Annotated in this window: 19 protein-coding genes; 10 read left to right on the forward strand and 9 right to left on the reverse strand. The window is 63.2% G+C overall.

Translation table 11 applies throughout. From position 1 onward, the window contains the following. Window positions 1–8: 8 nt before the first annotated feature. Together K8374_RS14510 and K8374_RS14515 are read right to left on the reverse strand one after the other, a co-directional pair. Window positions 9–1,043, reverse strand: a complete 1,035-nt coding sequence (locus K8374_RS14510) for an acyltransferase family protein (RefSeq protein WP_224456141.1) — start codon at window positions 1,041–1,043, stop codon at window positions 9–11. 222 nt (window positions 1,044–1,265) lie between these two features. After that, window positions 1,266–3,566 carry a fatty acid cis/trans isomerase gene (locus K8374_RS14515; protein WP_224459331.1) on the reverse strand — a complete coding sequence of 767 codons (2,301 nt, stop codon included), beginning with the start codon at window positions 3,564–3,566 and terminating at the stop codon, window positions 1,266–1,268. Window positions 3,567–3,741: 175 nt separating this feature from the next. Between K8374_RS14515 and metH the strand changes: the two genes are divergently transcribed. Next, on the forward strand, window positions 3,742–7,449 hold the full coding sequence (gene metH / locus K8374_RS14520; protein ID WP_224456142.1) for a methionine synthase: 3,708 nt from the start codon (window positions 3,742–3,744) through the stop codon (window positions 7,447–7,449). A 163-nt stretch (window positions 7,450–7,612) separates the two neighbouring features. Beyond that, window positions 7,613–7,831, forward strand: a complete 219-nt coding sequence (locus tag K8374_RS14525) for a DUF2970 domain-containing protein (RefSeq protein WP_224456143.1) — start codon at window positions 7,613–7,615, stop codon at window positions 7,829–7,831. Between the two features lie 265 nt (window positions 7,832–8,096). Here K8374_RS14525 and K8374_RS14530 read toward each other — a convergent pair whose 3' ends face one another. Continuing rightward, the gene (locus K8374_RS14530; protein ID WP_224456144.1) at window positions 8,097–9,176 is read right to left on the reverse strand and encodes an ABC transporter substrate-binding protein; all 1,080 of its coding nucleotides are present in this window, start codon (window positions 9,174–9,176) and stop codon (window positions 8,097–8,099) included. 216 nt (window positions 9,177–9,392) lie between these two features. Here K8374_RS14530 and K8374_RS14535 point away from each other — a divergent pair, with 216 nt between their 5' ends. From K8374_RS14535 to K8374_RS14560, 6 genes are all read left to right on the forward strand, one after another. Continuing rightward, a complete protein-coding gene (locus K8374_RS14535) occupies window positions 9,393–11,045 on the forward strand; it encodes a nitrite/sulfite reductase (protein WP_224456145.1) in 1,653 nt (550 codons plus the stop codon). Next, a complete protein-coding gene (locus K8374_RS14540) occupies window positions 11,029–11,523 on the forward strand; it encodes a DUF934 domain-containing protein (RefSeq protein WP_224456146.1) in 495 nt (164 codons plus the stop codon). The genes K8374_RS14535 and K8374_RS14540 overlap by 17 nt, the downstream gene beginning before the upstream one ends. A 381-nt stretch (window positions 11,524–11,904) precedes the next feature. Then, window positions 11,905–12,708 (forward strand): 2,5-didehydrogluconate reductase DkgB, encoded by an 804-nt coding sequence (dkgB, locus tag K8374_RS14545; RefSeq protein WP_224456147.1) that lies wholly within the window; start codon window positions 11,905–11,907, stop codon window positions 12,706–12,708. A 432-nt stretch (window positions 12,709–13,140) separates the two neighbouring features. After that, entirely contained in the window at window positions 13,141–14,139 is a 999-nt protein-coding gene (locus tag K8374_RS14550) for a hypothetical protein (RefSeq protein ID WP_224456148.1), read from the forward strand. A gap of 26 nt (window positions 14,140–14,165) precedes the next feature. Beyond that, window positions 14,166–14,870, forward strand: a complete 705-nt coding sequence (locus K8374_RS14555; RefSeq protein ID WP_224456149.1) for a hypothetical protein — start codon at window positions 14,166–14,168, stop codon at window positions 14,868–14,870. A 45-nt stretch (window positions 14,871–14,915) separates the two neighbouring features. After that, window positions 14,916–16,778 carry a type VI secretion system tip protein VgrG gene (locus K8374_RS14560; RefSeq protein WP_224456150.1) on the forward strand — a complete coding sequence of 621 codons (1,863 nt, stop codon included), beginning with the start codon at window positions 14,916–14,918 and terminating at the stop codon, window positions 16,776–16,778. Window positions 16,779–16,801: 23 nt separating this feature from the next. On the opposite strand, the gene K8374_RS14565 is transcribed toward K8374_RS14560, so the two are convergent. Both K8374_RS14565 and K8374_RS14570 read right to left on the reverse strand, forming a co-directional pair. Continuing rightward, window positions 16,802–17,470, reverse strand: coding sequence for a DUF3313 domain-containing protein (locus tag K8374_RS14565; RefSeq protein ID WP_224456151.1), 669 nt, complete (start codon window positions 17,468–17,470; stop codon window positions 16,802–16,804). Continuing rightward, window positions 17,470–17,817 carry a hypothetical protein gene (locus K8374_RS14570; RefSeq protein WP_224456152.1) on the reverse strand — a complete coding sequence of 116 codons (348 nt, stop codon included), beginning with the start codon at window positions 17,815–17,817 and terminating at the stop codon, window positions 17,470–17,472. Before K8374_RS14570 ends, K8374_RS14565 begins: the two co-directional genes overlap by 1 nt. A 120-nt stretch (window positions 17,818–17,937) precedes the next feature. On the opposite strand from K8374_RS14570, the gene K8374_RS14575 reads away from it, so the two are divergent. Both K8374_RS14575 and K8374_RS14580 read left to right on the forward strand, forming a co-directional pair. Beyond that, entirely contained in the window at window positions 17,938–18,690 is a 753-nt protein-coding gene (locus K8374_RS14575) for a response regulator (protein WP_224456153.1), read from the forward strand. Then, complete coding sequence (locus K8374_RS14580) at window positions 18,687–20,021, forward strand: ATP-binding protein (RefSeq protein ID WP_224456154.1); 1,335 nt, start codon at window positions 18,687–18,689, stop codon at window positions 20,019–20,021. The genes K8374_RS14575 and K8374_RS14580 overlap by 4 nt, the downstream gene beginning before the upstream one ends. A 12-nt stretch (window positions 20,022–20,033) precedes the next feature. Here K8374_RS14580 and K8374_RS14585 read toward each other — a convergent pair whose 3' ends face one another. From K8374_RS14585 to K8374_RS14600, 4 genes are all read right to left on the reverse strand, one after another. After that, complete coding sequence (locus K8374_RS14585) at window positions 20,034–20,654, reverse strand: LysE family translocator (RefSeq protein ID WP_224456155.1); 621 nt, start codon at window positions 20,652–20,654, stop codon at window positions 20,034–20,036. Between the two features lie 121 nt (window positions 20,655–20,775). Then, a complete protein-coding gene (locus K8374_RS14590) occupies window positions 20,776–21,342 on the reverse strand; it encodes an NTP transferase domain-containing protein (protein ID WP_224456156.1) in 567 nt (188 codons plus the stop codon). Beyond that, window positions 21,339–22,310 carry an XdhC family protein gene (locus tag K8374_RS14595; protein WP_224456157.1) on the reverse strand — a complete coding sequence of 324 codons (972 nt, stop codon included), beginning with the start codon at window positions 22,308–22,310 and terminating at the stop codon, window positions 21,339–21,341. The genes K8374_RS14590 and K8374_RS14595 overlap by 4 nt, the downstream gene beginning before the upstream one ends. Before the next feature lie 3 nt (window positions 22,311–22,313). Then, on the reverse strand, window positions 22,314–23,525 hold the full coding sequence (locus tag K8374_RS14600; RefSeq protein ID WP_224456158.1) for a cytochrome c: 1,212 nt from the start codon (window positions 23,523–23,525) through the stop codon (window positions 22,314–22,316). Window position 23,526: the final 1 nt, after the last annotated feature.

Genomic DNA, 23,526 nt, shown 5'->3' on the forward strand with positions numbered 1-23,526 from the left:
ACAAAGTCCTAGTATTTGACTCGGGAAAGCGCGAACGCCTGCCGTTGCTCCCCGCGCGCCTGCAACCAGGCTTGCAGGCGCCGGTGCAGGCCACGTTCGAGCCACTGGTAGCTGAGCCACGACATTAGTCCAATGGACAGCACACAGGCAGCGAACACGCCGTAGGGGTCCAAGCCCAGGCGTTGGCTGGCGAACCAGCCGCCATACAGCACCAGCACATGCATCAGGTACACCGAATAGGAGCAGTCGCCCAGGGCCTTGAGTGCCCGGTTGCCGTGGAAGTACGGCTCGAGCGCGACGAAGGCCAGCACCACCAGCGCGCTGGGCAGGCCCCAGTGCAGCAAGCGTACCGAGGCATCCAGGTGATAGAGGGCCAAGCCGGCCAGGCCTAGCACCAGCAGCGGCAGCCACAGCCCTTCGCGCACCAGGCCCCGGCGATACAGAACGCCGATGCCGATACCCAACAGGAACTCATAGATGATGCCGTTGTTGTAGAAGCGGCTGAGCACCCCGACCCGCCCCAGCACCTCGCTGACCAACAACAGTGCGCCAGTGACCAGCAGCAGGTGATGGCGCCGACGCACCAGGAATGCCAGGCCGAACAGCAGGTAGAAGAACATCTCGAAGTTCAATGTCCAACCGACGTTGAGGGTCGGGTACAAGCCGTAGCCACCGGGGTTCTCGGCCGGTATGAACAGCAACGACAGCAGCAGGTGCTGCCAATCGAACACCTGGTGCGGCATCCAGCGGCTGGCCACCAGCATCAGCGCGCCCATGAGCAGCGTGTAGAACCAGTAGGCTGGCACGATACGCAATACCCGGTTGAGCAGGAACTGCCCTGGCGCGATGGGTTTGTCGCGGGTCGAGAGGTAGATCACCAGGCCACTGATGACGAAGAAGATGTCCACGCCAACAGCGCCCCGGTCGGCAAGCAGTTGGCCGATGGGGCCGGTGGCGTGGAAGTCGAAGAAGATCTGCATGAAGTGGTGGCACACAACCACCCAGGCGGCGAACGCCCGGAGAGCCTGAAGCGAATACAGCATGTCGGTTCCTGCGGTTTTCGGTGCATTGAGGCCCAGTGCAGGTAGGCGAGCGCTTCGCGCTCGATCGCGGGACAAGCCCGCTCCCACAAGGTTTGTGGCGATCCCTGTAGGAGCGGGCTTGTCCCGCGATGGGCTGCAACGCAACCCCATTTGCATCTGGAACCACCCAAGGGTCCGACTGCAAAAAGCCGGGAAAGGTCAGGCGCCCTCCCCGGCAATCGATCAAAGGTTCTCGTAGCGGTTCATGTCCAGCACCCCCGCCTCCACCGGCTCGGTCTCCTTGATGAAGGTGTTCAGGTCATGGAAGTAGCGCCAGAACTGCGGGTGGCTGCGGCGCACGCCCCAGCGCTGGACGATCCGTTCGAACTTGGCGGTATCGTCGCGGGCCGCCTCCATGTCTTCGACGAACTCCGGCACATCCCGGGTGGGGATGTTGAAGATGAAGTTCGGGTAGCTGCTGAGCACGCCAGGGTACAAGGTCAACGTGTCCAGGCCCGGCTGGTAGCGATAGGCCTCGCCCAACAGGAAGGCCACGTTGCTGTGGGCACGGTTGCGCAGCAGACTGTAGACCTGACGCTGGCCGCCCTGCCCTTCGATGCGCAGCATGGTCGCCTCGGGCAACTGGCCGATCACCTTGAGCCCAGCGGCCGGGCGCGATACCAGGCGGCTGAGGCTTTGCTCGGCGTCCTGGAACTCGGTGCTCATCTGCGCGCGCGAGCAATGGGCGCCCTGGCAGCGGTTGATCGGGTCAGGGGCGGCATTGAGGCTGCCGGTGCGCTGCAACAGCTTCAGGCCAAAGTCACGCTTGGGGTTCTTGGTATCGAGCACCAGGCCGCTCGGGGTGCTGGTGTCGATGTCCTCGTAGTCCAGCCACATCTTCACCTTGCCACTGTTCTGGTACCAGTCGCCGAGGATCGCGCCACGTTGGTCGGCCGGCATCAGGCGCAGGAAGTTGACCTCGGCGCCGTTGCGGATCAGGTCGAAGTACAGGCGCGTCTGCAACTGGTGCGAAACGTTACCGAATACGTCGAAGTTCACCGCCAGCTGGTAATAGGTACGCTCGAACAACGGGTAGTCGAACAGCCAGATGGTCAGCGGCACGTCACCGATCAGGCCCTTGCTCACTGCCGCGCTGTCGAAGTGGCGGAAGATGGTCAGCAACGCGTTGTCGTTGCCGGCCCACAAGGTAGACCAGCTCGGTGCCGGCATGTCGGCATAGGCCTTGCGGCGCAGCTTCTCGTACTCGTTGCGCTTGTCGCGGTAGGCGTGCCAGAGGCTCAGTACGCTGCCCACATCGTCGATCTGCCCGGGCATCGCCAGCAATGGCGTGGCCTCGCCGCGGTACTGGGCATCGGTGACATAGCGGTCGTGCGCCGGCTCCTGGAACAGCGCCCAGAAGTTGTCGCGGATCACATCGGTGGCGATCTGCCCACGGCACACCGGGCCGCGGATGAAGGTGCGCACGAAGTACTCGGCGTTATCCAGCATGAACTGGTAGCGCGCCACCGCCGGGATCGCTTCGAAGGTCTCGAACGGGTTGGAGCGGTGGCGCGGGCCGTAACCGGGCAAGGCGGTGGCGTGCCAGTCGCCGCTGTAGAACAGCTGCTTGACCCGCTTTAGCTTCTGCGGGCCCATCGGGTAGGTGATGTGGGTCTTGTGCACGATCACGCCCTGCACCGGAACCAGGCGATAGTAGAAATCGGTGCCCGGCGGGTCGTTGGGGCGGCGCGTGGCGATCAGGTCGACCGGCTGGCCGCTGGGCGTGCGCGAACGCACCCACTGGAAGAAGTGGCCCGGCTCACCGCCAACGAAATGGATGTGCGCCAGGAACAGGTGCTCGTACAGCCAACGGCCGACCAGCGCCTCGGTGGAGCCGGGGCGGTTGAACAGCTCTTCCCATTCGGCGATCTGCCTGGCCTCGGCCGGGCTTGGCTGGATCGGCTGGTATTCGACCGGCGCACCGGCAGCCAGCCAGCGTTGCATCGTGTGGTACTCGGTATCGCTCAGGCCGGTGACTGCCAGCGGCATGCCCTCCTTCGGGTGGGCACCGGCGTAGGCATCGAACTCGTGGGGCAAGGGGCACATGTTGTTGCGGTTCAGGCCCAGCACGATCTCCTCGGGCAGCTTGGCATTGGGCGTGAGCGGTGTACGGTGGCCCAGCTCGAGCATGCGCGCCATCAAGGCCGCCTGGCTGCCCTGGTTGTCGAGTACCGAATAGAAACCCTTCTTGCGCCAGGCCTCCTCGCTGTGGGCATCGTAGAACAGGCGCGTGGTCGGCACGGCCTTGCTGCGCTCGCCTTGGTACACCGGCGTCTTGGACGCACCGCGCACCGCGCCTTCGGGGCTTTCCAGCTTGAGCTGGCAGGCCGCGTCGTTGCAGGCATGGCAGGCCACGCATTTCTCGGTGAAGATCGGTTGGATGTCCCGGGTGTACGAAATCGCCGAGCTCGATTGGGGGGCTTGCCCGGCCGCCACGCCGCTGATGAGCAGGGCGAAGGCGCCAGCAAGTAAACGATGCACCATGTGCCGAATGTCCTGGTTCTTGAAAGCCATCACGATTTGCCTGTCCGGTCCCTGGGTGCTTGCTACGTGCCCGTCAACATGAAGCAAATTCATGCAAATGGCCAACACGTCTAAAATCCGTGCAGCTTTGTTATTATTCAGCACCTTCCGAAATTTGCCCGACCAGGTAGTTCCTATGTCCGACCGCAGCGCTCGTTTCCAAGCACTCCAGCACGCACTCAAGGAGCGCATACTGATCCTCGACGGCGGCATGGGTACTATGATCCAAAGCTACCGTCTGGAGGAACACGACTATCGTGGCACGCGCTTCGCCGATTGGCCAAGCGACGTCAAGGGCAACAACGATTTGCTGTTGCTCACCCGCCCCGATGTCATCGCCTCGATCGAGAAGGCCTACCTCGACGCCGGCGCCGATATCCTCGAGACCAACACCTTCAACGCCACGCAAATTTCCCAGGCCGACTATGGCATGGAAGCGCTGGTGTACGAACTGAACGTCGAAGGTGCGCGCATCGCCCGCCAGGTCGCCGACGCCAAGACCCTGGAAACCCCGGACAAGCCCCGTTTCGTCGCCGGCGTGCTCGGCCCGACCAGCCGCACCTGCTCGATCTCGCCGGACGTCAACGACCCAGGCTACCGCAACGTCACCTTCGACGAGCTGGTGAAGAACTACACCGAGGCCACCCGTGGCCTGATCGAGGGCGGCGCCGACCTGCTGCTGATCGAGACCATTTTCGACACCCTCAACGCCAAGGCAGCGATCTTCGCCGTGCAGCAGGTGTTCGAGGAAGACGGCGTCGAGCTGCCGATCATGATCTCCGGCACCATCACCGACGCCTCCGGTCGCACCCTGTCCGGGCAGACCACCGAAGCGTTCTGGAACTCGGTGCGCCACGCCAAGCCGATCTCGGTGGGCCTGAACTGCGCCCTGGGCGCCAAGGACCTGCGCCCGTACCTGGAAGAGCTGGCCACCAAAGCCGACACCCACGTCTCGGCCCACCCCAACGCTGGCCTGCCCAACGCCTTCGGCGAATACGACGAAACCCCGGCGGAAATGGCCGCGGTGGTCGAGGAGTTCGCCGCCAGCGGCTTCCTCAATATCATCGGCGGCTGCTGCGGCACCACCCCACCGCACATCCAGGCCATCGCCGAGGCCGTGGCCAAGTACAAGCCCCGTCAGATCCCGGACATCCCCAAGGCCTGCCGCCTGTCGGGCCTGGAGCCGTTCACCATCGATCGCCAGTCGCTGTTCGTCAACGTCGGCGAGCGCACCAACATCACCGGCTCCGCCAAGTTCGCCCGGCTGATCCGCGAGGAGAACTACACCGAAGCCCTGGAAGTCGCCCTGCAGCAGGTCGAGGCCGGCGCCCAGGTGATCGACATCAACATGGACGAAGGCATGCTCGATTCGAAGGCTGCCATGGTCCGCTTCCTCAACCTGATCGCCGGCGAGCCGGACATCTCCCGGGTGCCGATCATGATCGACTCCTCCAAGTGGGAGGTGATCGAGGCGGGTCTCAAGTGCATCCAGGGCAAGGGCATCGTCAACTCGATCTCGATGAAGGAAGGCGTCGAGCAGTTCAAGCATCACGCCCGCCTGTGCAAGCGCTATGGCGCCGCGGTGGTGGTGATGGCGTTCGACGAGGTCGGCCAGGCCGATACCGCCGCGCGCAAGAAGGAAATCTGCCAGCGCAGCTACGGCATCCTGGTCAATGAAGTGGGCTTCCCACCGGAAGACATCATCTTCGACCCGAACATCTTCGCCGTGGCCACCGGGATCGAGGAACACAACAACTACGCGGTGGACTTCATCGAGGCCTGCGCCTACATCCGCGATCATCTGCCGTTCGCCCTGTCGAGCGGCGGTGTGTCCAACGTGTCGTTCTCCTTCCGCGGCAACAACCCGGTGCGCGAGGCGATCCACTCGGTATTCCTCTACCACGCCATCAAGAACGGCCTGACCATGGGCATCGTCAACGCCGGCCAGCTGGAGATCTACGACGAGATCCCCGCCGCGCTGCGCGAGAAGGTCGAGGACGTGGTGCTCAACCGCACCCCGCACGGCACCGACGCCCTACTGGCCATCGCCGACGACTACAAGGGCGGCGGCGCGGCCAAGGAAGTGGAAAACGAAGAATGGCGCACGCTGCCGGTGGAAAAGCGTCTTGAGCACGCGTTGGTCAAGGGCATCACCGCCTTCATCGTCGAGGACACCGAGGAGTGCCGCCTGCAATGCGCGCGCCCCATCGAGGTCATCGAGGGCCCGCTGATGAGCGGTATGAACGTGGTCGGCGACCTGTTCGGCGCCGGCAAGATGTTCCTGCCCCAGGTGGTCAAGTCCGCCCGGGTGATGAAGCAGGCCGTGGCCCACCTGATCCCCTTCATCGAAGCCGAGAAAGGCGACACCCCCGAGGCCAAGGGCAAGATCCTCATGGCCACGGTCAAGGGCGATGTGCACGACATCGGCAAGAACATCGTCGGCGTGGTGCTCGGTTGCAACGGCTACGACATCGTCGACCTGGGCGTGATGGTGCCGGCGGAGAAGATCCTGCAGACCGCCCGCGAGCAGAACTGCGACATCATCGGCCTCTCCGGCCTGATCACCCCATCGCTGGACGAGATGGTCCATGTCGCCCGCGAGATGCAGCGCCAAGGCTTCGACCTGCCGCTGATGATCGGCGGCGCCACCACATCCAAGGCACACACTGCCGTCAAGATCGAGCCCAAGTACAGCAATGACGCCGTGGTCTACGTCACCGACGCCTCGCGCGCGGTGGGCGTGGCTACCCAGCTGTTGTCCAAGGAGCTCAAGCCCGCCTTCGTCGAGAAGACCCGCCAGGAATACATCGAGGTGCGCGAGCGCACCGCCAACCGCAGCGCCCGCACCGAGCGCCTGGGCTACGACCAGGCCATCGCCGCCAAGCCGCAATACGACTGGTCCGGCTATACCCCGGCGGTGCCCTCCTTCACCGGCGTCAAGGTGCTGGAAGACATCGACCTGCGCGTGCTGGCCGAATACATCGACTGGACGCCGTTCTTCATCTCCTGGGACCTGGCCGGCAAGTTCCCGCGCATCCTCACCGACGAAGTGGTCGGCGAGGCCGCCACGGCGCTGTACAAGGACGCCCGCGAGATGCTCGACAAGCTGATCGACGAGAAGCTGATCAGCGCCCGTGCGGTGTTCGGCTTCTGGCCGGCCAACCAGGTCGCCCATGACGACATCGAGGTATACGGCGACAACGGCGAGAAACTGGCCACCCTGCACCACCTGCGCCAGCAGACCATCAAGCCGGACGGCAAGCCCAACTTCTCCCTGGCCGACTTCGTCGCGCCCAAGGACAGCGGCCTGACCGACTACGTCGGCGGCTTCATCACCACCGCCGGCATCGGTGCCGAGGAGGTGGCCAAGGCCTACCAGGACAAGGGCGACGACTACAACTCGATCATGGTCAAGGCCCTGGCCGACCGCCTCGCAGAGGCCTGCGCCGAATGGCTGCACGAGCAGGTGCGCAAGCAGTACTGGGGCTATGCCAAGGACGAGCAGTTGGACAACGAGGCGCTGATCAAGGAGCAGTACAGCGGCATCCGCCCTGCCCCGGGGTATCCGGCCTGCCCGGACCATACCGAGAAGGCCACGCTGTTCCGCCTGCTCGATGGCACCGCCATCGGCCAGACCGGCCCGAGCGGCGTGTACCTGACCGAGCACTTCGCCATGTTCCCGGCGGCAGCGGTGAGCGGCTGGTACTTTGCCCATCCTCAGGCCCAGTATTTCGCCGTGGGCAAGGTCGACAAGGACCAGATCGAGCGCTACAGCGCGCGCAAGGGACAGGATGTCAGCGTGAGCGAGCGCTGGCTGGCGCCTAACCTGGGCTACGACAGCTGATCGTGCATGGGGCCGCTTTGCGGCCCTTTCGCGGCACAAGGCCGCTCCTACAGGATGATGCGCCAGCCCTGTAGGAGCGGCCTTGTGCCGCGAAAGGGCTGCAAGGCAGCCCCATACAGCTGTCTACACTGTCCCTGATTGCCTCTGTTTCAAGGAGCCCTTCATGGACGACAACGACCCAGGCAAAGCCCCTACCTTCTGGCAGATGCTGCAAAGCATCCTCGCCGCCGCCTTCGGCGTGCAAAGCGGCAAGAACCGCGCCCGAGACTTCACCCACGGCAAGGCCAGCCACTTCATCGTGCTGGGCACCTTGTTCACCCTGGTTTTCATCCTCGTGCTGGTGGGCCTGGTGCAACTGGCCCTGCACCTGACCGCTCGCTAGAACGCATGCCGCCCGCAGATATCCCTTCCGCGGGCGGTTCTGGTTTTGCTCATGGTCTTAGGTTCGGCGTTACTGGTGGCTGACCCAATACACGGCGGCCACGACGACGAGGATGATCAGGCAGAGGATCGCCCAGGCGTCGACACTGCTGTCAGCTTTGCGCAACTTGGTCGAATTTCCCATTGCATTGCCTCTTGTAGTGGTTATGGGAATGCACTTCAACCAGCAGTTAAGACCAGCAATGCCCTTCCCTCAAGCAGGGTTTTCAATACTCGACGGGCGACGTCAGGAAAGGGTAATGAAAGTCGAGCGAACGGCCCTGGGCGCTGTAACGGCGAAAATCGACACCCAGGTCGTCCCGCTGTAGCAGGTCGAGCCAACGCCGCGCCTTGGCCTGGTCGATCAACTGCAGCACCGGAATGTGGTGCTCGGCCAGCCCGTCACGGTTGATCGCCAGCCCCTGAGCGTCATCGTGAAGCATCACCATGGCCCAGCCGCCCAAGGTGAAATGCCCGCCCATCAGCACCCCCAGGCGCCCTTCGATACGCGCACGCAGGGCCTCGGGCGAGCTGTTGATTGCACTGAAGATCACGTCCCGGCCAGGCTTGCGCCCCGCCTCCTCGAAGGCCTGCATGGCCCCGAAGGCCATCTCGTCGTTGGCCGACCACACCAGTTGCGTGTGCGGGTAACGCGCTTGCAACACCTGGGCCTGCTCGTAGGCACGCTGGCGGCTCCAACCGCCGTAGACCACCTGGCGCAGGCGCACCTGGGGAAGGTCGGCCAGGGCGCGGCGCATGCCTTGCTCGCGCAGCTGCGACGCCGGCGTGGTCTTGACCCCAGCGAATGCCACCAGGTCCACCGGGCCGGCGCCTGGCGGCAACAGCGCGACCATTTCACGCAGCATCTGGTACCCGGCCTGTTCATCATTGCCGGTCAGGGTGCCGAGCAAGGGCGCATACTTGCCCGGCTGGGCCTGGACGCTCTGCGCCTGGGCCTCGGTCAACCCGTTGTTGACCAGGAACAGCTTGACCCCAAGGCCTCGGGACAGACGGATGATTTCAGGGGCCAGGTACTGTTCGTTGACCAGCACCAAGTAATCCGGCCGCCGGGGACCGGCCAGCACGGCCTTGGCCTGGGTCAGGGCGAGGTCCGTACGCCGCTCGCTGTATTCGATCTGAAGGTCCATGCCCAACTCATCGGCCGCCGCCTGCATGAAGCGTGAATAACCCACCCAGAACGTATCGTTGGAATAGCCCGGGTTGAGGAACACTACGGAGGCGGCCTGTGCGCTCGCCGCTGCCAGGGGCAGGCTCAGGCACAGGCCCCGGCACAAGGCCTTGAGCATGCGAATACATCCCTGCGAAGCAAACCCGGGATTATAAACAGACCCAGCGATTGCGCGAGCAAATGGCAGTCAGTCTCACTTAGTCCAATTGGTTCTTTTCATATGCAAAAACATCACTTTAGCGCATAAACACAACCTGATATCGTGCCTCGGCTCCGATGCGGAGTGCGCGGCCGTGCGCGCGAATTGCTGCCTGCAGCCTGAGACAGGACTTATATGTACGTATACGACGAGTACGACCAGCGGATCATCGAGGACCGCGTCAAGCAGTTCCGGGATCAGACCCGCCGCTACCTGGCCGGTGAGCTGAGCGAAGAAGAATTCCGCCCTCTGCGCCTGCAGAACGGCCTTTATATCCAGCGTTTCGCCCCGATGCTGCGGGTCGCCGTGCCGTATGGCCAGCTCAACGCCCGTCAGGTCCGCGTGCTGGCCAAGATCGCCCGCGACTACGACAAGGGCTACGCCCACATCAGTACCCGCCAGAACGTGCAGTACAACTGGCCGGCGCTGGAAGACATCCCGGATATCCTGGCCGAGCTGGCCACTGTGCAGATGCACGCGATCCAGACCAGCGGCAACTGCCTGCGCAACACCACCACCGACCAGTTCGCCGGTGTCGCCGCCGACGAGGTGATCGACCCGCGCCCGTGGTGCGAGATCGTCCGCCAGTGGACCACCTTCCACCCGGAATTCGCCTACCTGCCGCGCAAGTTCAAGATCGCCATCAACGGCTCGAAGGAAGACCGCGCGGCCATCGAAGTACACGACATCGGCCTGGAGCCTGTGTACAACGAGGCCGGCGAACTGGGCTTCCGCGTCCTGGTCGGCGGCGGCCTGGGCCGTACCCCGGTGGTGGGCTCGTTCATCAATGAGTTCCTGCCCTGGCAGGACCTGATCAGCTACCTGGATGCCATCCTGCGCGTGTACAACCGTTACGGTCGCCGTGACAACAAGTACAAGGCGCGGATCAAGATCCTGGTCAAGGCCCTGACGCCTGAAGTGTTCGCCGAGAAGGTCGAAGCCGAGATGGTCCACCTGCGCGGCGGCCCGACCACCCTGACCGAAGCGGAACTGCAGCGTGTCTCACGCCACTTCGTCGACCCGGCCTACCTGGCCCTGGACAACGTTGATTACTCCTCGCTGGACCAGGACTACCCAGGCTTCGCCCGCTGGCGTGCGCGCAACACCCGCGCCCACAAGAAACCTGGCTATGTGGCCGTCACCCTGTCGCTCAAGCCCACCGGCGTCGCCCCGGGCGACATCAGCGACAAGCAGCTCGACGCCGTGGCCGACCTCGCCGAGCGCTACAGCTTCGGCTTCCTGCGTACGTCCCACGAGCAGAACATCATCCTCGCCGATGTCGAGCAGCGCCAGCTGCACGCCCTGTGGCTGGAACTGCGCGAGCTGGGCTTCGCCACGCCGAACGTTGGCCTGTTGACCGACATCATCTGCTGCCCGGGCGGCGACTACTGCTCCCTGGCCAATGCCAAATCGATCCCGATCGCCGAGTCCATCCAGCGCCGCTTCGACGACCTGGACTACCTGTTCGACATCGGCGAGATCGACCTGAACATCTCCGGTTGCATGAACGCCTGCGGCCACCACCACGTCGGCCACATCGGCATCCTCGGCGTGGACAAGAAGGGCGAGGAGTTCTACCAGGTTTCCCTGGGCGGCAATGCCGCGCGCGATGCCAGCCTGGGCAAGATCCTCGGTCCGTCCTTCGCCCAGGACGAAATGGCCGACGTGATCGAGAAGCTGATCGACGTGTACGTGGAACAACGTACCGAGGAAGAACGCTTCATCGACACCTACCAGCGCATCGGTATCGACCCTTTCAAGGAACGCGTCTATGCAGCGAATCATTAAGAACAACCAACTGGTCGACGAAACCTGGCACCTGTTGCCCAAGGAAACCTCGTTCGACGAGTTGACCAACTGCGACGACTACATCGTCCCTCTGCAGATGTGGCGCGACCATGCCCATGCCCTCAAGGCCCGCGACGGCGGCCTGGGCGTGTGGCTGGACAGCGACGAGGAAGCCGAGGAAATCGGTGACGACGTGCAGCACTTCCAGGTCATCGCCCTGAACTTCCCGGCGTTCACAGACGGGCGCAACTATTCCAATGCGCGCCTGCTGCGTGACCGCTACAAGTTCAAGGGCGAGTTACGCGCCATCGGCGACGTGCTGCGCGACCAGCTGTTCTACATGGCCCGCTGCGGCTTCGACGCCTTCGCCATCCGCGCCGACAAGGACCCGGAAGACGCGCTGCAAGGTCTGAAGGACTTCTCGGTGACCTACCAGGGCGCCACCGACGAGCCGCTGCCGCTGTTCCGTCGTCGCTGATCGTCGCCTGCGATGCCAGACGGCCCGCCTCCATGGCGGGCCGTTTCGTTTTCTGTGTCGGTCCTTTCGCGGGTAAACCCGCTTCCACAGGTACAGCGTCGTCGGTCCTTTTGCGGTAACAGCTACTGTATTGTTCTTGGGCGTAACGCGATCCTTGTGGGAGCGGGTTTACCCGCGAAGAGGCCGGCACTGGATAAGCCGATTTCCCCGCAACAAAATCACGACTTGATTGTTGATTCTTGATCGTGAATCAAATGACCTTGGCCCTGCCCTGCCTTAATCTATCCCCCCGAAACCCGCACACTGCATCCCACACGAAGCGCGATCGAACCCCAGCGACCACGCTCGGTTCGGTTCCCCTCACTCACCAGGAGCAGATCCATGAGCATTCCATCCTTCGGCCTCGGCACCTTCCGCCTTACCGGCCAGGCCGTCATCGACTCGGTCAAGTCCGCACTGGAGCTGGGCTACCGCGTCATCGACACCGCGCAGATCTATGGCAACGAAGCCGACGTCGGCCAGGCCATCGCCGAAAGCGGCGTGCCCCGTAGCGAGCTGTTCATCACCACCAAGATCTGGGTCGACAACTACGCGGCCGACAAGCTGATCCCCAGCCTGCGCGAAAGCCTGGCCAAGCTCCGCACCGACTATGTCGACCTGCTGCTGATCCACTGGCCGGCCCCGGGTAATGGCGTCGAACTGGTCGAATACATGACCGCCCTGGCCGAAGCCAAGAAACAAGGCCTGACCCGCCAGATCGGCGTCTCCAACTTCAATATCGAGCTGACCCGTCAGGCCATCGACGTGGTTGGCGAAGGCGAGATCGCGACCAACCAGATCGAGCTCAGCCCGTACCTGCAGAATGCCAAGCTGACCGCCTTCCTGAAGGCGCAAGGCATTGCGGTGACTTCCTACATGACCCTGGCCTACGGCAAGGTGCTCAAGGACCCGCTGCTGGCCGAGATCGCCGCCAAGCACAAGGCCACCGTGGCACAAGTTGCTCTGGCCTGGGCCCTGCAATTGGGTTACGCGGTCATCCCATCCTCCACCAAGCCGGAGAACCTGGCCAGCAACCTGCTCGCCCGCGACCTGCGCCTGGACGACGAAGACATGGCACGTATCGCTACGCTCGAGCGCAATGGCCGTGAAGTCAGCCCCGACGGCCTGGCGCCGACCTGGGACTGACCACCACACAGCGTGGGGTCGCTTCGCGACCCATCGCGGCACAAGGCCGCTCCCACAACGGCCACGTCGTCCTGCACGCGCAGCGTAGCGTCACGATGGCCTTGCAGGAGCAGCCTTGTGCCGCGATGGGTCTGTGGAGCGGCCTTGCGCCGCGATGGGCTGCAAAGCAGCCCCTTATACCCCATCACCCCAACACTTCCCTTTTAAAAACGGCAAGCAACACGCGCAATAAAACCAACAACAAAGACCATTCCTACAACAAACCAATTAACTTCCTACATTTCGAAACACGCAATTAAAATTTACCCAGTCAAAAAACCTTGTAGTTCATTGACTGAAGTTCCTCGCTATTTTCTACTTCCCTGCACACCACTTACCCATTCCTGCAGGACGCAGGGCATGAATCAACATGCACAGTAAGGAATGCAGACCATGTACTACATCCCCCCGCTTTGCACACGCACCAATCCCTGGGGCGAAAACCCCCGCGGGCTGCTCGGCAAAGGTGAATTGCCCTGGCCTGAACTGGTCGCCGCTCGAGCCTTCCCGTCATTGATCGACATCGAAGGCTGGTATAACACCGACGACTACAGTGCAGCGATGTTCCTGGCCAATGAGCTAGCGATGCCCGACGCCGAGATGTCGGCAGACGAGGCCCAGGAGTCGCTTACCCTCCTGCTCAGCCTGTTCGCCAGGCTCGAAAACGTCGGCCGGAATACTGTCCAAGAGCTCGAAGCCTTGCGCGAACGCGCCGAGTCGATCCCGACCATAGGGCCGCTCTGGTTCTCCCCCGCCAGCCTCCCCAGCACGCTGGGCACTGTCATCCACCTGGTGTATGCGGCGTCGAACACCAAGCGCTTGATCGACCTGCTGGACCTGCCCGAACCTCTGAAGAAAGACCTCAAGGCCTGGGCCGCGGAGCGCGGGCATGCAGGCAGCCGCTCGGCCCGCAAGTCGTTTCGGCGCCGGATTAAATTGGTGCACGTGGGCGGTGCACTCAAGTTCCAGGTGCCGGTGATGAAGGGAGCGGCCCATTACAATTTTGGTGCGTTGCGGGTGGGGAACAATATCCATATGCCAGCTCATCAGGCTCAGCGATTGCTGAACAGTCGCGTGGGGCTTGATCCACGGACGTATGGTTCGAGGGGATTCGCGAAGATTATTTCGAGCAATGCGGTGGGGGCCCTATTGTCGTTCGGCCCACAAGCCGTTATCGATGCCAGGGCTTCCCAGTCATTAGGTGAGTTCTGGGAGCGGTCTGCGTATAGCCAACCCGCCAATTTAGCTGCCTTTGCGGGGGGGCGTATTGGCTACGGTTTTTCTTGCCTCATTGGGTGTCCCGTTAGTAATTGTAATCGGCATGTCTTTTATAGCCGGAACAATAGCGCAAAAAGAATTCATCGAGCGTGGACTAGACAAAAAATATGGTGATTGGCTAACAAGAGGCAGGATGTGAAATGCCATTCTCAGATGCCTATGCACTGTTCAAGGCAACTCGCTACGGCATGATATTTACGCTCATCTGTTTACTTATTGCCAGCCTAGAATCCGAGTGGATGTCTGCACCCGCATTAGTACTCTCCATCTTTATAGCCTGGGAAAGAAGTCAGTGCGCTTATGTCAGCAATAGCTATAGTCGCTTCTGCATACAGCTTATAACCTACCTGTTTTCCATGGATGTTTTCATATTTGGCGCACACACATACACCCTTGCCTCCGCAAAGTGGGGATGGATCCTAGGCACTTTAGTATTTTTCTCTGCACAGCTTCTGACCGGGATGACTTACGTCCTAGCCTCCCGTTTAAAATTGAAAACCTTGCCTTACGAGATACGCGATGGAAGAGTTCATGTCACTTCTCGCCGAAGCCGCTATGTTTCTCCAGTTTGGGTTGGCTTTTGTACTCTTGGCAGTGGCGCTGTTGGCCAATTGTTGACCGAATACCCCACCGCGACGCTTGTGATGTGCATAGTCCTACCTTCGATTGTGATCATAAGCATCTGGCGCACAGTCGCCGGCCTCGCTCACCTGCGCGCGGAAGAACGTCGCAAGGGCGTGCGCTACACCTTCTCCAACCTCGAAGAAATCCAAGCCATACGCGCCCGCTCTTGGGCCGCACGCCTGTTCATCGCCTTCAACAACCTCGTCAGCAGGCAACGATAGGTCAGTGCCTTCAATCGGCCCGCGCCGCTACTCAGGAGAAACGACATGCTAATGGAAGACATCGCCGCCCTCTTCGCCCCGCAGAACCGAAGGCTGATCAAACTGACCACGCCGCTCTCTGCCGACCAGGAACTGCTGGTCGATACCTTCGCCGGCAATGAAGGCCTTTCCACACTGTTCCACTACGACCTGTCGCTGATCAGCCAGGACGCGCATATCGAACTCAAGTCACTGATCGGCAAGCCGGCCCTGCTGGAGATCGAGCTGGCCGAGGGCGGCGCGCGGTTGATTCATGGCTATGTCAACGATTTCGCCAGCGGCGGCAGCGACGGGGGCCTGGCCTATTACTCGGCGACCCTCGTGCCCTGGCTCTGGATGCTCAGCCGGCGCTTCGATTCACGTATCTTCCAGGACCAGACCGTCGAGCAGGTGCTTACCCAGGTGTTCGCCGGCTACGGCTCCCTGCCCAGCGTCCAGTTCAACCTCACCCGGCCGCTCAAGACCCACAGCTACATCACCCAGTACCGCGAGAGCGACTTCAACTTCGTCCAGCGCCTGCTGGACCAGGAAGGCCTGTTCTACTATTTCGAGCACAGCCATGAACAGCACACGCTGGTGATAGGCGACAACTCCACCTTGCTCACCGCCTTGCCCGAACAGCCCAGGATTCGTTTCCACAGCACGTCGGTCACCGAGACCGCCGACGCCATCACCCACTGGAGCGGGTCACGCCAATTGCTGCCCAGTCGCATGGCCGTACAAACCTTCGACTACAAGCAACCGCGTAACGCGCTGCCCGTAGTCATGGACAGCCTCAACCAGCAAGGCGACGTGGGGCCTTTCGAGATCTTCGACTTCCCAGGCCAATACACCCATGGCGACTACGACACAGGCGAACGCCTGGTGCGCAACCGCCTGGAGGCCCTCGAAGTGCAGGCCAAGGTCTTCGCAGGCAGCAGCAACTGCCGCGCCATGCGCACAGGCCATACCTTCGAGCTGCAACACCATTACGAACACGACCAGGACAGCCCCGATGACCGGCGTTTCCTGCTCCTGGCGCTGCAACACGAAGGCGCCAACAACTACCGCCATGCCAAGAATGCCGGGGCCTACTACCTCAACCACTTCACCTGCGTCCGCAGCAAAATTCTCTACCGCCCCCAGCCCAGTACCGAGCGCCCATTACTGCATGGCCCACAGACCGCCATCGTGGTCGGCCCTCCCGGCGAGGAAATCTTCACCGACAGCCTCGGCCGGGTGAAGCTGCAGTTCCACTGGGACCGCTACGGCCAGCACGACGACAACAGCTCGTGCTGGGTGCGTGTCGCCCAGGCCTGGGCCAGTGGAGGCTTCGGCAGCATCCAGATCCCCAGGGTCGGTGACGAAGTCGTGGTCTCCTTTCTCGAAGGCAATCCCGACCGCCCCCTGGTCACAGGCAGCCTCTACAACAGCCAGAACATGCCACCGTGGTCGCTGCCTCAGAACAAGACCCAAAGCGGGTTCCTCACCCGCTCCACCAAGAGCGGCTCCGACGCGGCCAACTTCATCCGTTTCGACGACAAACAAGGCGCCGAGCAACTGCTCGTGCACGCCGAACGCAGCCTGGACACCGAGGTGGAAGTGGACGAGACCCATAGCGTCGGCAACAACCGCAGCATCGCCGTCGGAGGTAACCAGTACCAGACCGTCCAGCAGGATGCGCAGGTGACCATCATGCAAGGCGCCTATTCCCTGGCGGTCACGCAAAAGCATGTCGAGATCCAGGCCAACACCCATATCACCCTGCGCGTCGGCAACAGCAGCCTGACCCTTACACCCCAGGCCATCACGCTCAAGGCCGACGCCATCCATAGCCAGAGCACAGGGGAAACCCGCATCGAAGGGGAACCCATCAAGCTGAACCAATGACGCGCAGAACCGCCTTGCGTACGCTATCGACGATACGCCATGTAGGCCGTACGCAAATCACCGGCCCAGCCATCGAGCACAGCTTTGACGTTGTAGGCGGTCATTACCTGCTTGTCGTCCTCCAGCGGCACACCGGTGCCCATGCGCACCAGTTCGGCGACCACCGCGCCCGTCTCGCCGTCCTCGAACGACACCTCAGTGGCGATCTCGCTGTCTTGGTCGCGGATCCCCGTCGCCGTGCTCACGCCCGCAGCGACCAGGGTGACGGGCAGCCATTCATAGAAACGCAGCCCCTGGGTACGGGTGGCCACCCGGGTGATGGCAGGTCGTACCACCAGCGTGCCCGGGCCGGGCTTGGCCGCCAGGGGCACGACCTTTCCCAACTCCAGCCGCAGGGCAGCGTCGTAGTAGCCGGTCATGTTGATCAAGGTGCTGGGCGGAATGCGCTCGCTCGGCTCAGGCCACGGGTAGACCTGGCTGGGCTCCAGGTATACCTGCTTGTAGCCGCCCGCTTTCAACCCCGGGCTGACCCAGCCCAACACCGTCTGCCCGGACGGGGTCTTGCGCTCGGTCAGGATGCTGTAGTCCTGCAGGAACCCGGTGTACATCTGCGGCGAGACCTGCTTGCTGCTGCAACCAGGCAGGCTCAAGCCGGCCACCAGCAGCCAGGCCCATGAACGGTGACGGCCCATCAATGGGCTTCCTTCTTTTGCCAACCGTCCACGGCTTCGACCTTGGATGCGATATCCGGCGTATCGTCCGAGCAGGCCACCTGCAGCTGCCCGTGGGTCATGATCCACTGGATGAAATCGGCCGTCGGAATCGAATGCACATACTCGACCCAATGCCCACCCTCTGGGCTATAGCACTCGAAGTACCGCCGAAGAACGACCCGAGCCTGGTCCTGGGCCAAGCCCAGGCAGGACTGCTGGAAAAGAATCGGTGTGTCTGGCCCTTGCGCGCTGGTGCGTTGGGCCAGGATCAACGGGCACGCGCCGTCGCGTGTATCGTCGCTATACCGACTGTCCAGATAGCTCATGCAACCCCCTATGGAAATGAATGCGCGCAGGGTGCCGCAGGTTCTTTGCCAGAGGATGTCCGGCATATGTCACGCCCGATGAAATATTGCTCGGCTGAAATATATGACCTGGGCGCCGGAATGGTTTTAGATAGCGCTTTTCTACACCCGGACCCTGTGCACGTGAGCAGACTGCTGATCGTCGACGATGACATGGAAATCCTCGCGCTGTTGAAGAAGTTCTTCGTTCAGCACGCCTACGACGTGGACGTGGCGCCCGATGGCGAAGCCATGTGGGCGGCCATCGCGAGAAATCGGCCGGACACCATCATTCTCGACCTGATGCTACCCGGTGAAGGCGGCTTGAGCCTGTGCCAGAAGGTGCGCGCCCAGGGCGCGATCCCGATCATCATGCTCACCGCCATGGCCGAGCTGAGCGATCGCATCGTCGGCCTGGAACTGGGGGCCGATGACTACCTGACCAAGCCCTTCGCGCCCCGGGAACTGCTCGCCCGCGTGCGTGCCCTGCAGCGCCGCGCCGGCGAACAAGGCAGTCCGGCCAGAGAACCCTCCCGCCCGATCATCACGTTCGCCGGCTGGCACCTGGATATCACTTGCCGCGAACTACGTTCTCCCGAAGGCGTGATGATTCCGCTGTCCGGCGGCGAATTCGACCTGCTGGTGGTGTTTCTCGAGCACCCTCAGCGCATCCTCACCCGCGAGCAGTTGATTGACCTCGCCCATGGCCAGGGCCATGACGCGTATGATCGCAGCATCGATGTCCAGGTCAGCCGCCTGCGACGCAAGATCGAACCGGACAGCAAGCGCCCGGACCTGATCCGTACCGTGCGCAACGGCGGCTACATGTTCACCGCCAAGGTCACGCGCGCATGATCCATCGACTTTTGCGCCGCGACACCCTCAGGCGCCGGATTGCCCTGACCATCCTTGCGGCGATGCTCGCCTCGCTGGCCCTCAACGCCTTGTTCATCCAGGTGGCCGGCACCTGGGCACGCCCGCCCATCGAACGTACCGGCCTACTTGAGCAGATCGCCGCGACTGCGCGGGTGATCGAAGCCGCGCCTGCCGATCTGCGCCCACGGTTGGCGAGCGCGGCGAGCAACCCGACCCTGGGGGTGGCCTGGCAAGCCGAGCGCAGCCAGTTCAACCTGCCTACCCTGGGCATGCATATCGATACCGGCGAGGTTCCGGTGCTGCGCCGACTGCTGGGACCGGACAGGATCATGTATGCGTTCAACCCCGACGACTGGCCGGGCGCAAGTGCCCAGGGGCACTACATGGCGCTGGTGCAACTCGCCGATGGCAGCTGGTTGTCATTCACGCCCCCTGAGCGCAGCTGGGGCTTGGACGCAGGCGCGCGTATCGCCGTGATCATCGCCTTGGGGCTGGTCGCCACCTTGCTGGTCGCCTGGCTCGCCACCCGCCAGCTGGCCAACCCACTGCAGCGCTTCACCACTGCCGCGCGGCGCTTCGGCGACGATCTGCAGGCGCCGCCCATCGATGTCGAAGGCCCCGAGGAGATCCGCCAGGCCATTAGCGCCTTCAACACCATGCAGGCGCAGATCCAGCATTTCGTCGGCGAGCGCACACACATGCTCGCCGCGATTTCCCACGACCTGCGCGCCCCGTTGACGCGCATGCGGTTGCGCAGCGAGTTCATGGAGGACGAAGACCATCAGCGCAAGCTGGTTCGCGACGTGGATGAAATGCAATCGATGATCAACGCCGCCCTCGCCTTCTTCCGCGAGGACACGCACCGAGAGCAACCCACCGCGTTCGACCTTTCCGAGTTGCTGCAGACCATCGTCGACGATTACCGCGACCAGGACACCGCCATCGGCTTCGATGGGCCTGCGCACCTGGTCTACGATGGTCGCCCGCTGGGCATCAAGCGTGTGGTGGTGAACCTTCTGGAAAATGCAGTCAAGTACGGGCAGCATCCCAGCATCTCGCTCAGGCAAAACGGACACGGGGTACGTATCGACGTCAGCGACCAGGGGCCAGGTATCCCGCAGGAGGCCTTGCAGCGGGTATTCGACCCGTTCTTCCGCCTCGAGACCTCGCGCAACCGCGATACCGGTGGCGTCGGGTTGGGGCTGTCGGCGGCGAGAGCGATCGTGCGTGAACAGGGTGGCGAGCTGACGTTGAGCAATCGCGACGGCGGAGGGTTACTGGCGCGTGTCGAGCTGCCCCTGCGCAGCTGAAGTGGGCGCCGGTTAACGCCGACTCAGGGCCAGGCGGGCGGCAAATGCCACGAACACCACGCCGGTGGCACGGTCCATCCACTTGATCACCGGCCCACGACGCAGTGCAGCAGCCAGCGGCTGGGTCGCGGCGATCAGGACGACCGCCCAGAGCAGGCCGAGCAGGACATGAATGCCGACCAGGCCGAAGGTCCAGGCAACCAATGGCTGCCCGTGGGGAATGAACTGCGGCAGGAACGATACGTAGAAGATCCCGACCTTGGGATTGAGCAGGTTGCCCAGCATGCCCTTGAGGAACCAATTGGTACCGGGCCCTCCCTGCGCTCTGCCTGGTGACAACGCCTGACGCGGGCGCAGCAGCATGTTCAGGCCCAGGAATGCCAGGTAGGCGGCGCCGCAATACTTGAGCAGGTTGTAGGCCAGCTCCGAGACAGCAATCAGTGCCCCCAGGCCGAAAGCGACAGCCGCACCCCAGAGCAGGCAGCCGGCATTGATGCCCAATGCTGCGCGCAACGCCTGGGCTCTGTTCTCTACCGTGGCCGTTCTCAGGATAAGCGCGGTGTCCAGGCCTGGGGTCACGGTCAGCAGCGTGGCAGCGAACGTGAAGGCGATCAGGTTGTCTGCGATGGACATAGAAACGGGCCTCGACGGGGTCCTGCGCACGTTAGCAGGTCCACAGGTTGCTGTGAAAGTGCCTGTGCGCGCTGGATACACTTGGCGGCCCCCCGCGCCTACAAGGTCCTTGCCCTCGAAGTCAGTCCAGCAGCCCCTGCGGCGTGTCCACGTCGCGCAGCACGCCCGCATCCTCCACATCCACCCAAGCGCAATGTGCCCGGTGCGCCCGGACTACCGCCCGTGCGCCTTCGTCGCCCGTCAGCTGCATCAGCTGTGGCCAGAAGGCACGGCCAAACAATACCGGGTGCCCTGGCTGGCCCTGGTAACGGGGCAACAGGATGCTGTCCGCCGAGGCGGCATCGGCCAACTGGCGCAACGTCGAAGGGGCGATCCAAGGCATATCACCCAGCAGGATGGCAACCGCCTCTGCCGGGCTGTCGCCGAGCGAGGCAACCCCAGCCGCCAGGCTATGACCCATACCAAGGCTGGCATCAGGGCTGTGCACCACCTGGCAGGCAGCTGGCAGCCCCAGGTCTTGCGCCACCTCACCTGGCCGCAGCACCACCCTGACCTCACCGAACACCGCCAAAGCATGTTCGACGCTCTGCACCAGCACGCTGCTACCCTGCGCCAGGACAGCACGACGCTTGTCACCGCCAAAGCGCGCGCTACGCCCGGCCGCCAGGACCAACGCAACGACCGTCACAGCGCCTCGCGGGCGATGCCGCTACGGGTCCGCAGAATGTCGGCGAGCACCGCCAAGGCGATTTCCGCTGGTGTCTTGCTGCCCAGGTTCAACCCGATGGGCGCATGGATGCGGGCCAACTGCCCCTCGTCCAGGCCTCCGATGCGCTGCAGACGCTCACGGCGTTTGTCCGAGGTGGTGCGCGAGCCCATCACGCCGATATAGAACGCCTCGGTGCGCACGGCCTCGAGCATCGCCAGGTCATCGATCTTCGGGTCATGGGTCAGCGCCACCACCGCCGTGTCGCCATGGCAACCGCCATTGGCGATGAACACCGACGGCAGCTCGCGACGAACCTCGATGCCCTCGAGCACCACGCCTTCGAGCACCTCGTCACGGGGGTCGCAGAGGATGACCTCGAACCCCAACCCCTTACCAAATTCGGCACAGAAATGCGCAACACTGGAATACCCCGCCAACAGCAGGCGCTGGGCCGCACCTACCCGCAGGCGGACGGTATCGGTGTCGTAGGCCACCCTTGGCCCCTGGCTGTGGTCGTCGCTCAGGCGACGCTGGCCATCGTGCAGGTCCACTTCGCGGAGCAGCCGGCGCTGTCCAAGCAGCGCCGACTCCAACTCACGTAAATGCGCCTGTACCTGGCAATCGGCTGGCAGGTTCTCCACCAGTACATCCAACACGCCACCGCAGGGCAGGCGGATATTGGAACGTGTGTCACTGCCATCGCCATAGCGCACCACCGTGGCAGGCTCTGCGAACTCGCCTTCGGCGACCCGTGCGAGGAAATCCTCCTCGACACAGCCACCGGACAACGACCCCACCCATTGCCCTTGGTCGTTGACCGCCAGCAACGAGCCCGGCGCACGAGGCGCCGAGCCGTAGGTGAAGAGCACGCTGCACAGCCATACACGCTGGCCGGCGCCAGACCATTGCAAGGCCTGGCGCACCACTTGCAGGTCAAGATGCTGCACGGCTCACTCCGCGCTCAAGTGCGCAAGCTGCTGCGCACTGAGGTCGCCCGGCAAGCCACCCCAGGCCTCGCGCAGGTAGTTGACCAGGTCGGCGACCTGCTGGTCGTCGAGCTTGTCGGCAAAGCCCGGCATCGGCTGCATGCGCTCGAACCCGGTGAACTGCTGCTCACGGATGCCTTCGAGGATGACCTTGGCCAGGTTGCGCGAGTCGGCCTGGCGCAGCACGGTATTGCCCTGCATGGCCACCGCGATGTGTGGCTTGCCCTCGCCTTCGACGCCATGGCAGCCGGCGCAGACGTTGAGGTACTGCTGACGACCGCGCAGGGCGCTTTCGCCGAGCTTGTCCACCGGCACGGCCTGCACCACCTTGGCCGCGGGCGGCTGGTCACCCAGCAGGTAGGTGGCCATCGCGGCCAGGTCGGCATCCTCCAGGTGCTGGGTGCTGTGGTGCACCACCGGGAACATCTCGTTGAACATGCTGCCCTGGGCACTGATGCCGTGCTTGAGGAAGGTGGTCAGGTCCGGCTGGGTCCAGCCACGCTCGGCCAGGTCCTGGGCCAGCAGGCTGGGCGCCAGGTAGCCACCGAGCAGGCCACCGGTCAGGCGCTTGTCCTGCTCCAGGGCCCCGATGCTGTTGCGCGGAGTATGGCACTCGCCGCAGTGGCCAAGCACTTCCACCATGTACTGCCCGCGCTGCCAGGCCTCACTCTTGCCCTCGGCAGGCTGCAGCTGGACGCTCTTGCCATACAGCATGTTCCATCCGGCAAGGCCCATGCGCACGTTGAACGGGAAGCTCAGGCTGGTTTCGGGCGCCGGCCGGTTGATCGGCGGCACCGTCATCAGGTAGGCATGGATGGCATCGGCGTCTTCACGCTTGATCAGGTGGTAGGAGGTATAGGGCATGGCCGGGTACAGGTTGGCGCCGTCCTTGCGCTTGCCCTCGGTGAGGGCGGCGAAGAATTCGTCGCTGCTGTAGTCACCGATGCCGTACTGCTTGTCCGAGGTGATGTTGGTGCCGTAGATGGTGCCGAACGGCGAATGGATCGGCAGGCCACCGGCGAACGGCGCCCCACCTTCGGCAGTGTGGCAGGCCATGCAGTCGGCGGCGCGGGCCAGGTATTCGCCACGCTTGACCTGGGCCTGGTCGGCCGCCTGGGCCCCGAGCGACAACACCGCGCCCACGGCCAGGGCGAGGCCGGAAAGAACTCGCAGCATG

The organism is Pseudomonas sp. p1(2021b) (assembly GCF_020151015.1).
Lineage (GTDB): Bacteria > Pseudomonadota > Gammaproteobacteria > Pseudomonadales > Pseudomonadaceae > Aquipseudomonas > Aquipseudomonas putida_K.

Coding starts and splice junctions, on each gene's coding strand:
- K8374_RS14510 (WP_224456141.1), bottom strand. CDS start 1,043: ATGCTGTATTCGCTTCAGGCTCTCCGGGCGTTCGCCGCCTGGGTGGTT.
- K8374_RS14515 (WP_224459331.1), bottom strand. CDS start 3,566: ATGGTGCATCGTTTACTTGCTGGCGCCTTCGCCCTGCTCATCAGCGGC.
- K8374_RS14565 (WP_224456151.1), bottom strand. CDS start 17,470: ATGGGCCGTCACCGTTCATGGGCCTGGCTGCTGGTGGCCGGCTTGAGC.
- K8374_RS14580 (WP_224456154.1), top strand. CDS start 18,687: ATGATCCATCGACTTTTGCGCCGCGACACCCTCAGGCGCCGGATTGCC.
- K8374_RS14575 (WP_224456153.1), top strand. CDS start 17,938: ATGGTTTTAGATAGCGCTTTTCTACACCCGGACCCTGTGCACGTGAGC.
- K8374_RS14560 (WP_224456150.1), top strand. CDS start 14,916: ATGCTAATGGAAGACATCGCCGCCCTCTTCGCCCCGCAGAACCGAAGG.
- K8374_RS14525 (WP_224456143.1), top strand. CDS start 7,613: ATGGACGACAACGACCCAGGCAAAGCCCCTACCTTCTGGCAGATGCTG.
- K8374_RS14600 (WP_224456158.1), bottom strand. CDS start 23,525: ATGCTGCGAGTTCTTTCCGGCCTCGCCCTGGCCGTGGGCGCGGTGTTG.
- metH (WP_224456142.1), top strand. CDS start 3,742: ATGTCCGACCGCAGCGCTCGTTTCCAAGCACTCCAGCACGCACTCAAG.
- K8374_RS14570 (WP_224456152.1), bottom strand. CDS start 17,817: ATGAGCTATCTGGACAGTCGGTATAGCGACGATACACGCGACGGCGCG.
- dkgB (WP_224456147.1), top strand. CDS start 11,905: ATGAGCATTCCATCCTTCGGCCTCGGCACCTTCCGCCTTACCGGCCAG.
- K8374_RS14550 (WP_224456148.1), top strand. CDS start 13,141: ATGTACTACATCCCCCCGCTTTGCACACGCACCAATCCCTGGGGCGAA.
- K8374_RS14555 (WP_224456149.1), top strand. CDS start 14,166: ATGCCATTCTCAGATGCCTATGCACTGTTCAAGGCAACTCGCTACGGC.
- K8374_RS14540 (WP_224456146.1), top strand. CDS start 11,029: ATGCAGCGAATCATTAAGAACAACCAACTGGTCGACGAAACCTGGCAC.
- K8374_RS14535 (WP_224456145.1), top strand. CDS start 9,393: ATGTACGTATACGACGAGTACGACCAGCGGATCATCGAGGACCGCGTC.
- K8374_RS14530 (WP_224456144.1), bottom strand. CDS start 9,176: ATGCTCAAGGCCTTGTGCCGGGGCCTGTGCCTGAGCCTGCCCCTGGCA.
- K8374_RS14585 (WP_224456155.1), bottom strand. CDS start 20,654: ATGTCCATCGCAGACAACCTGATCGCCTTCACGTTCGCTGCCACGCTG.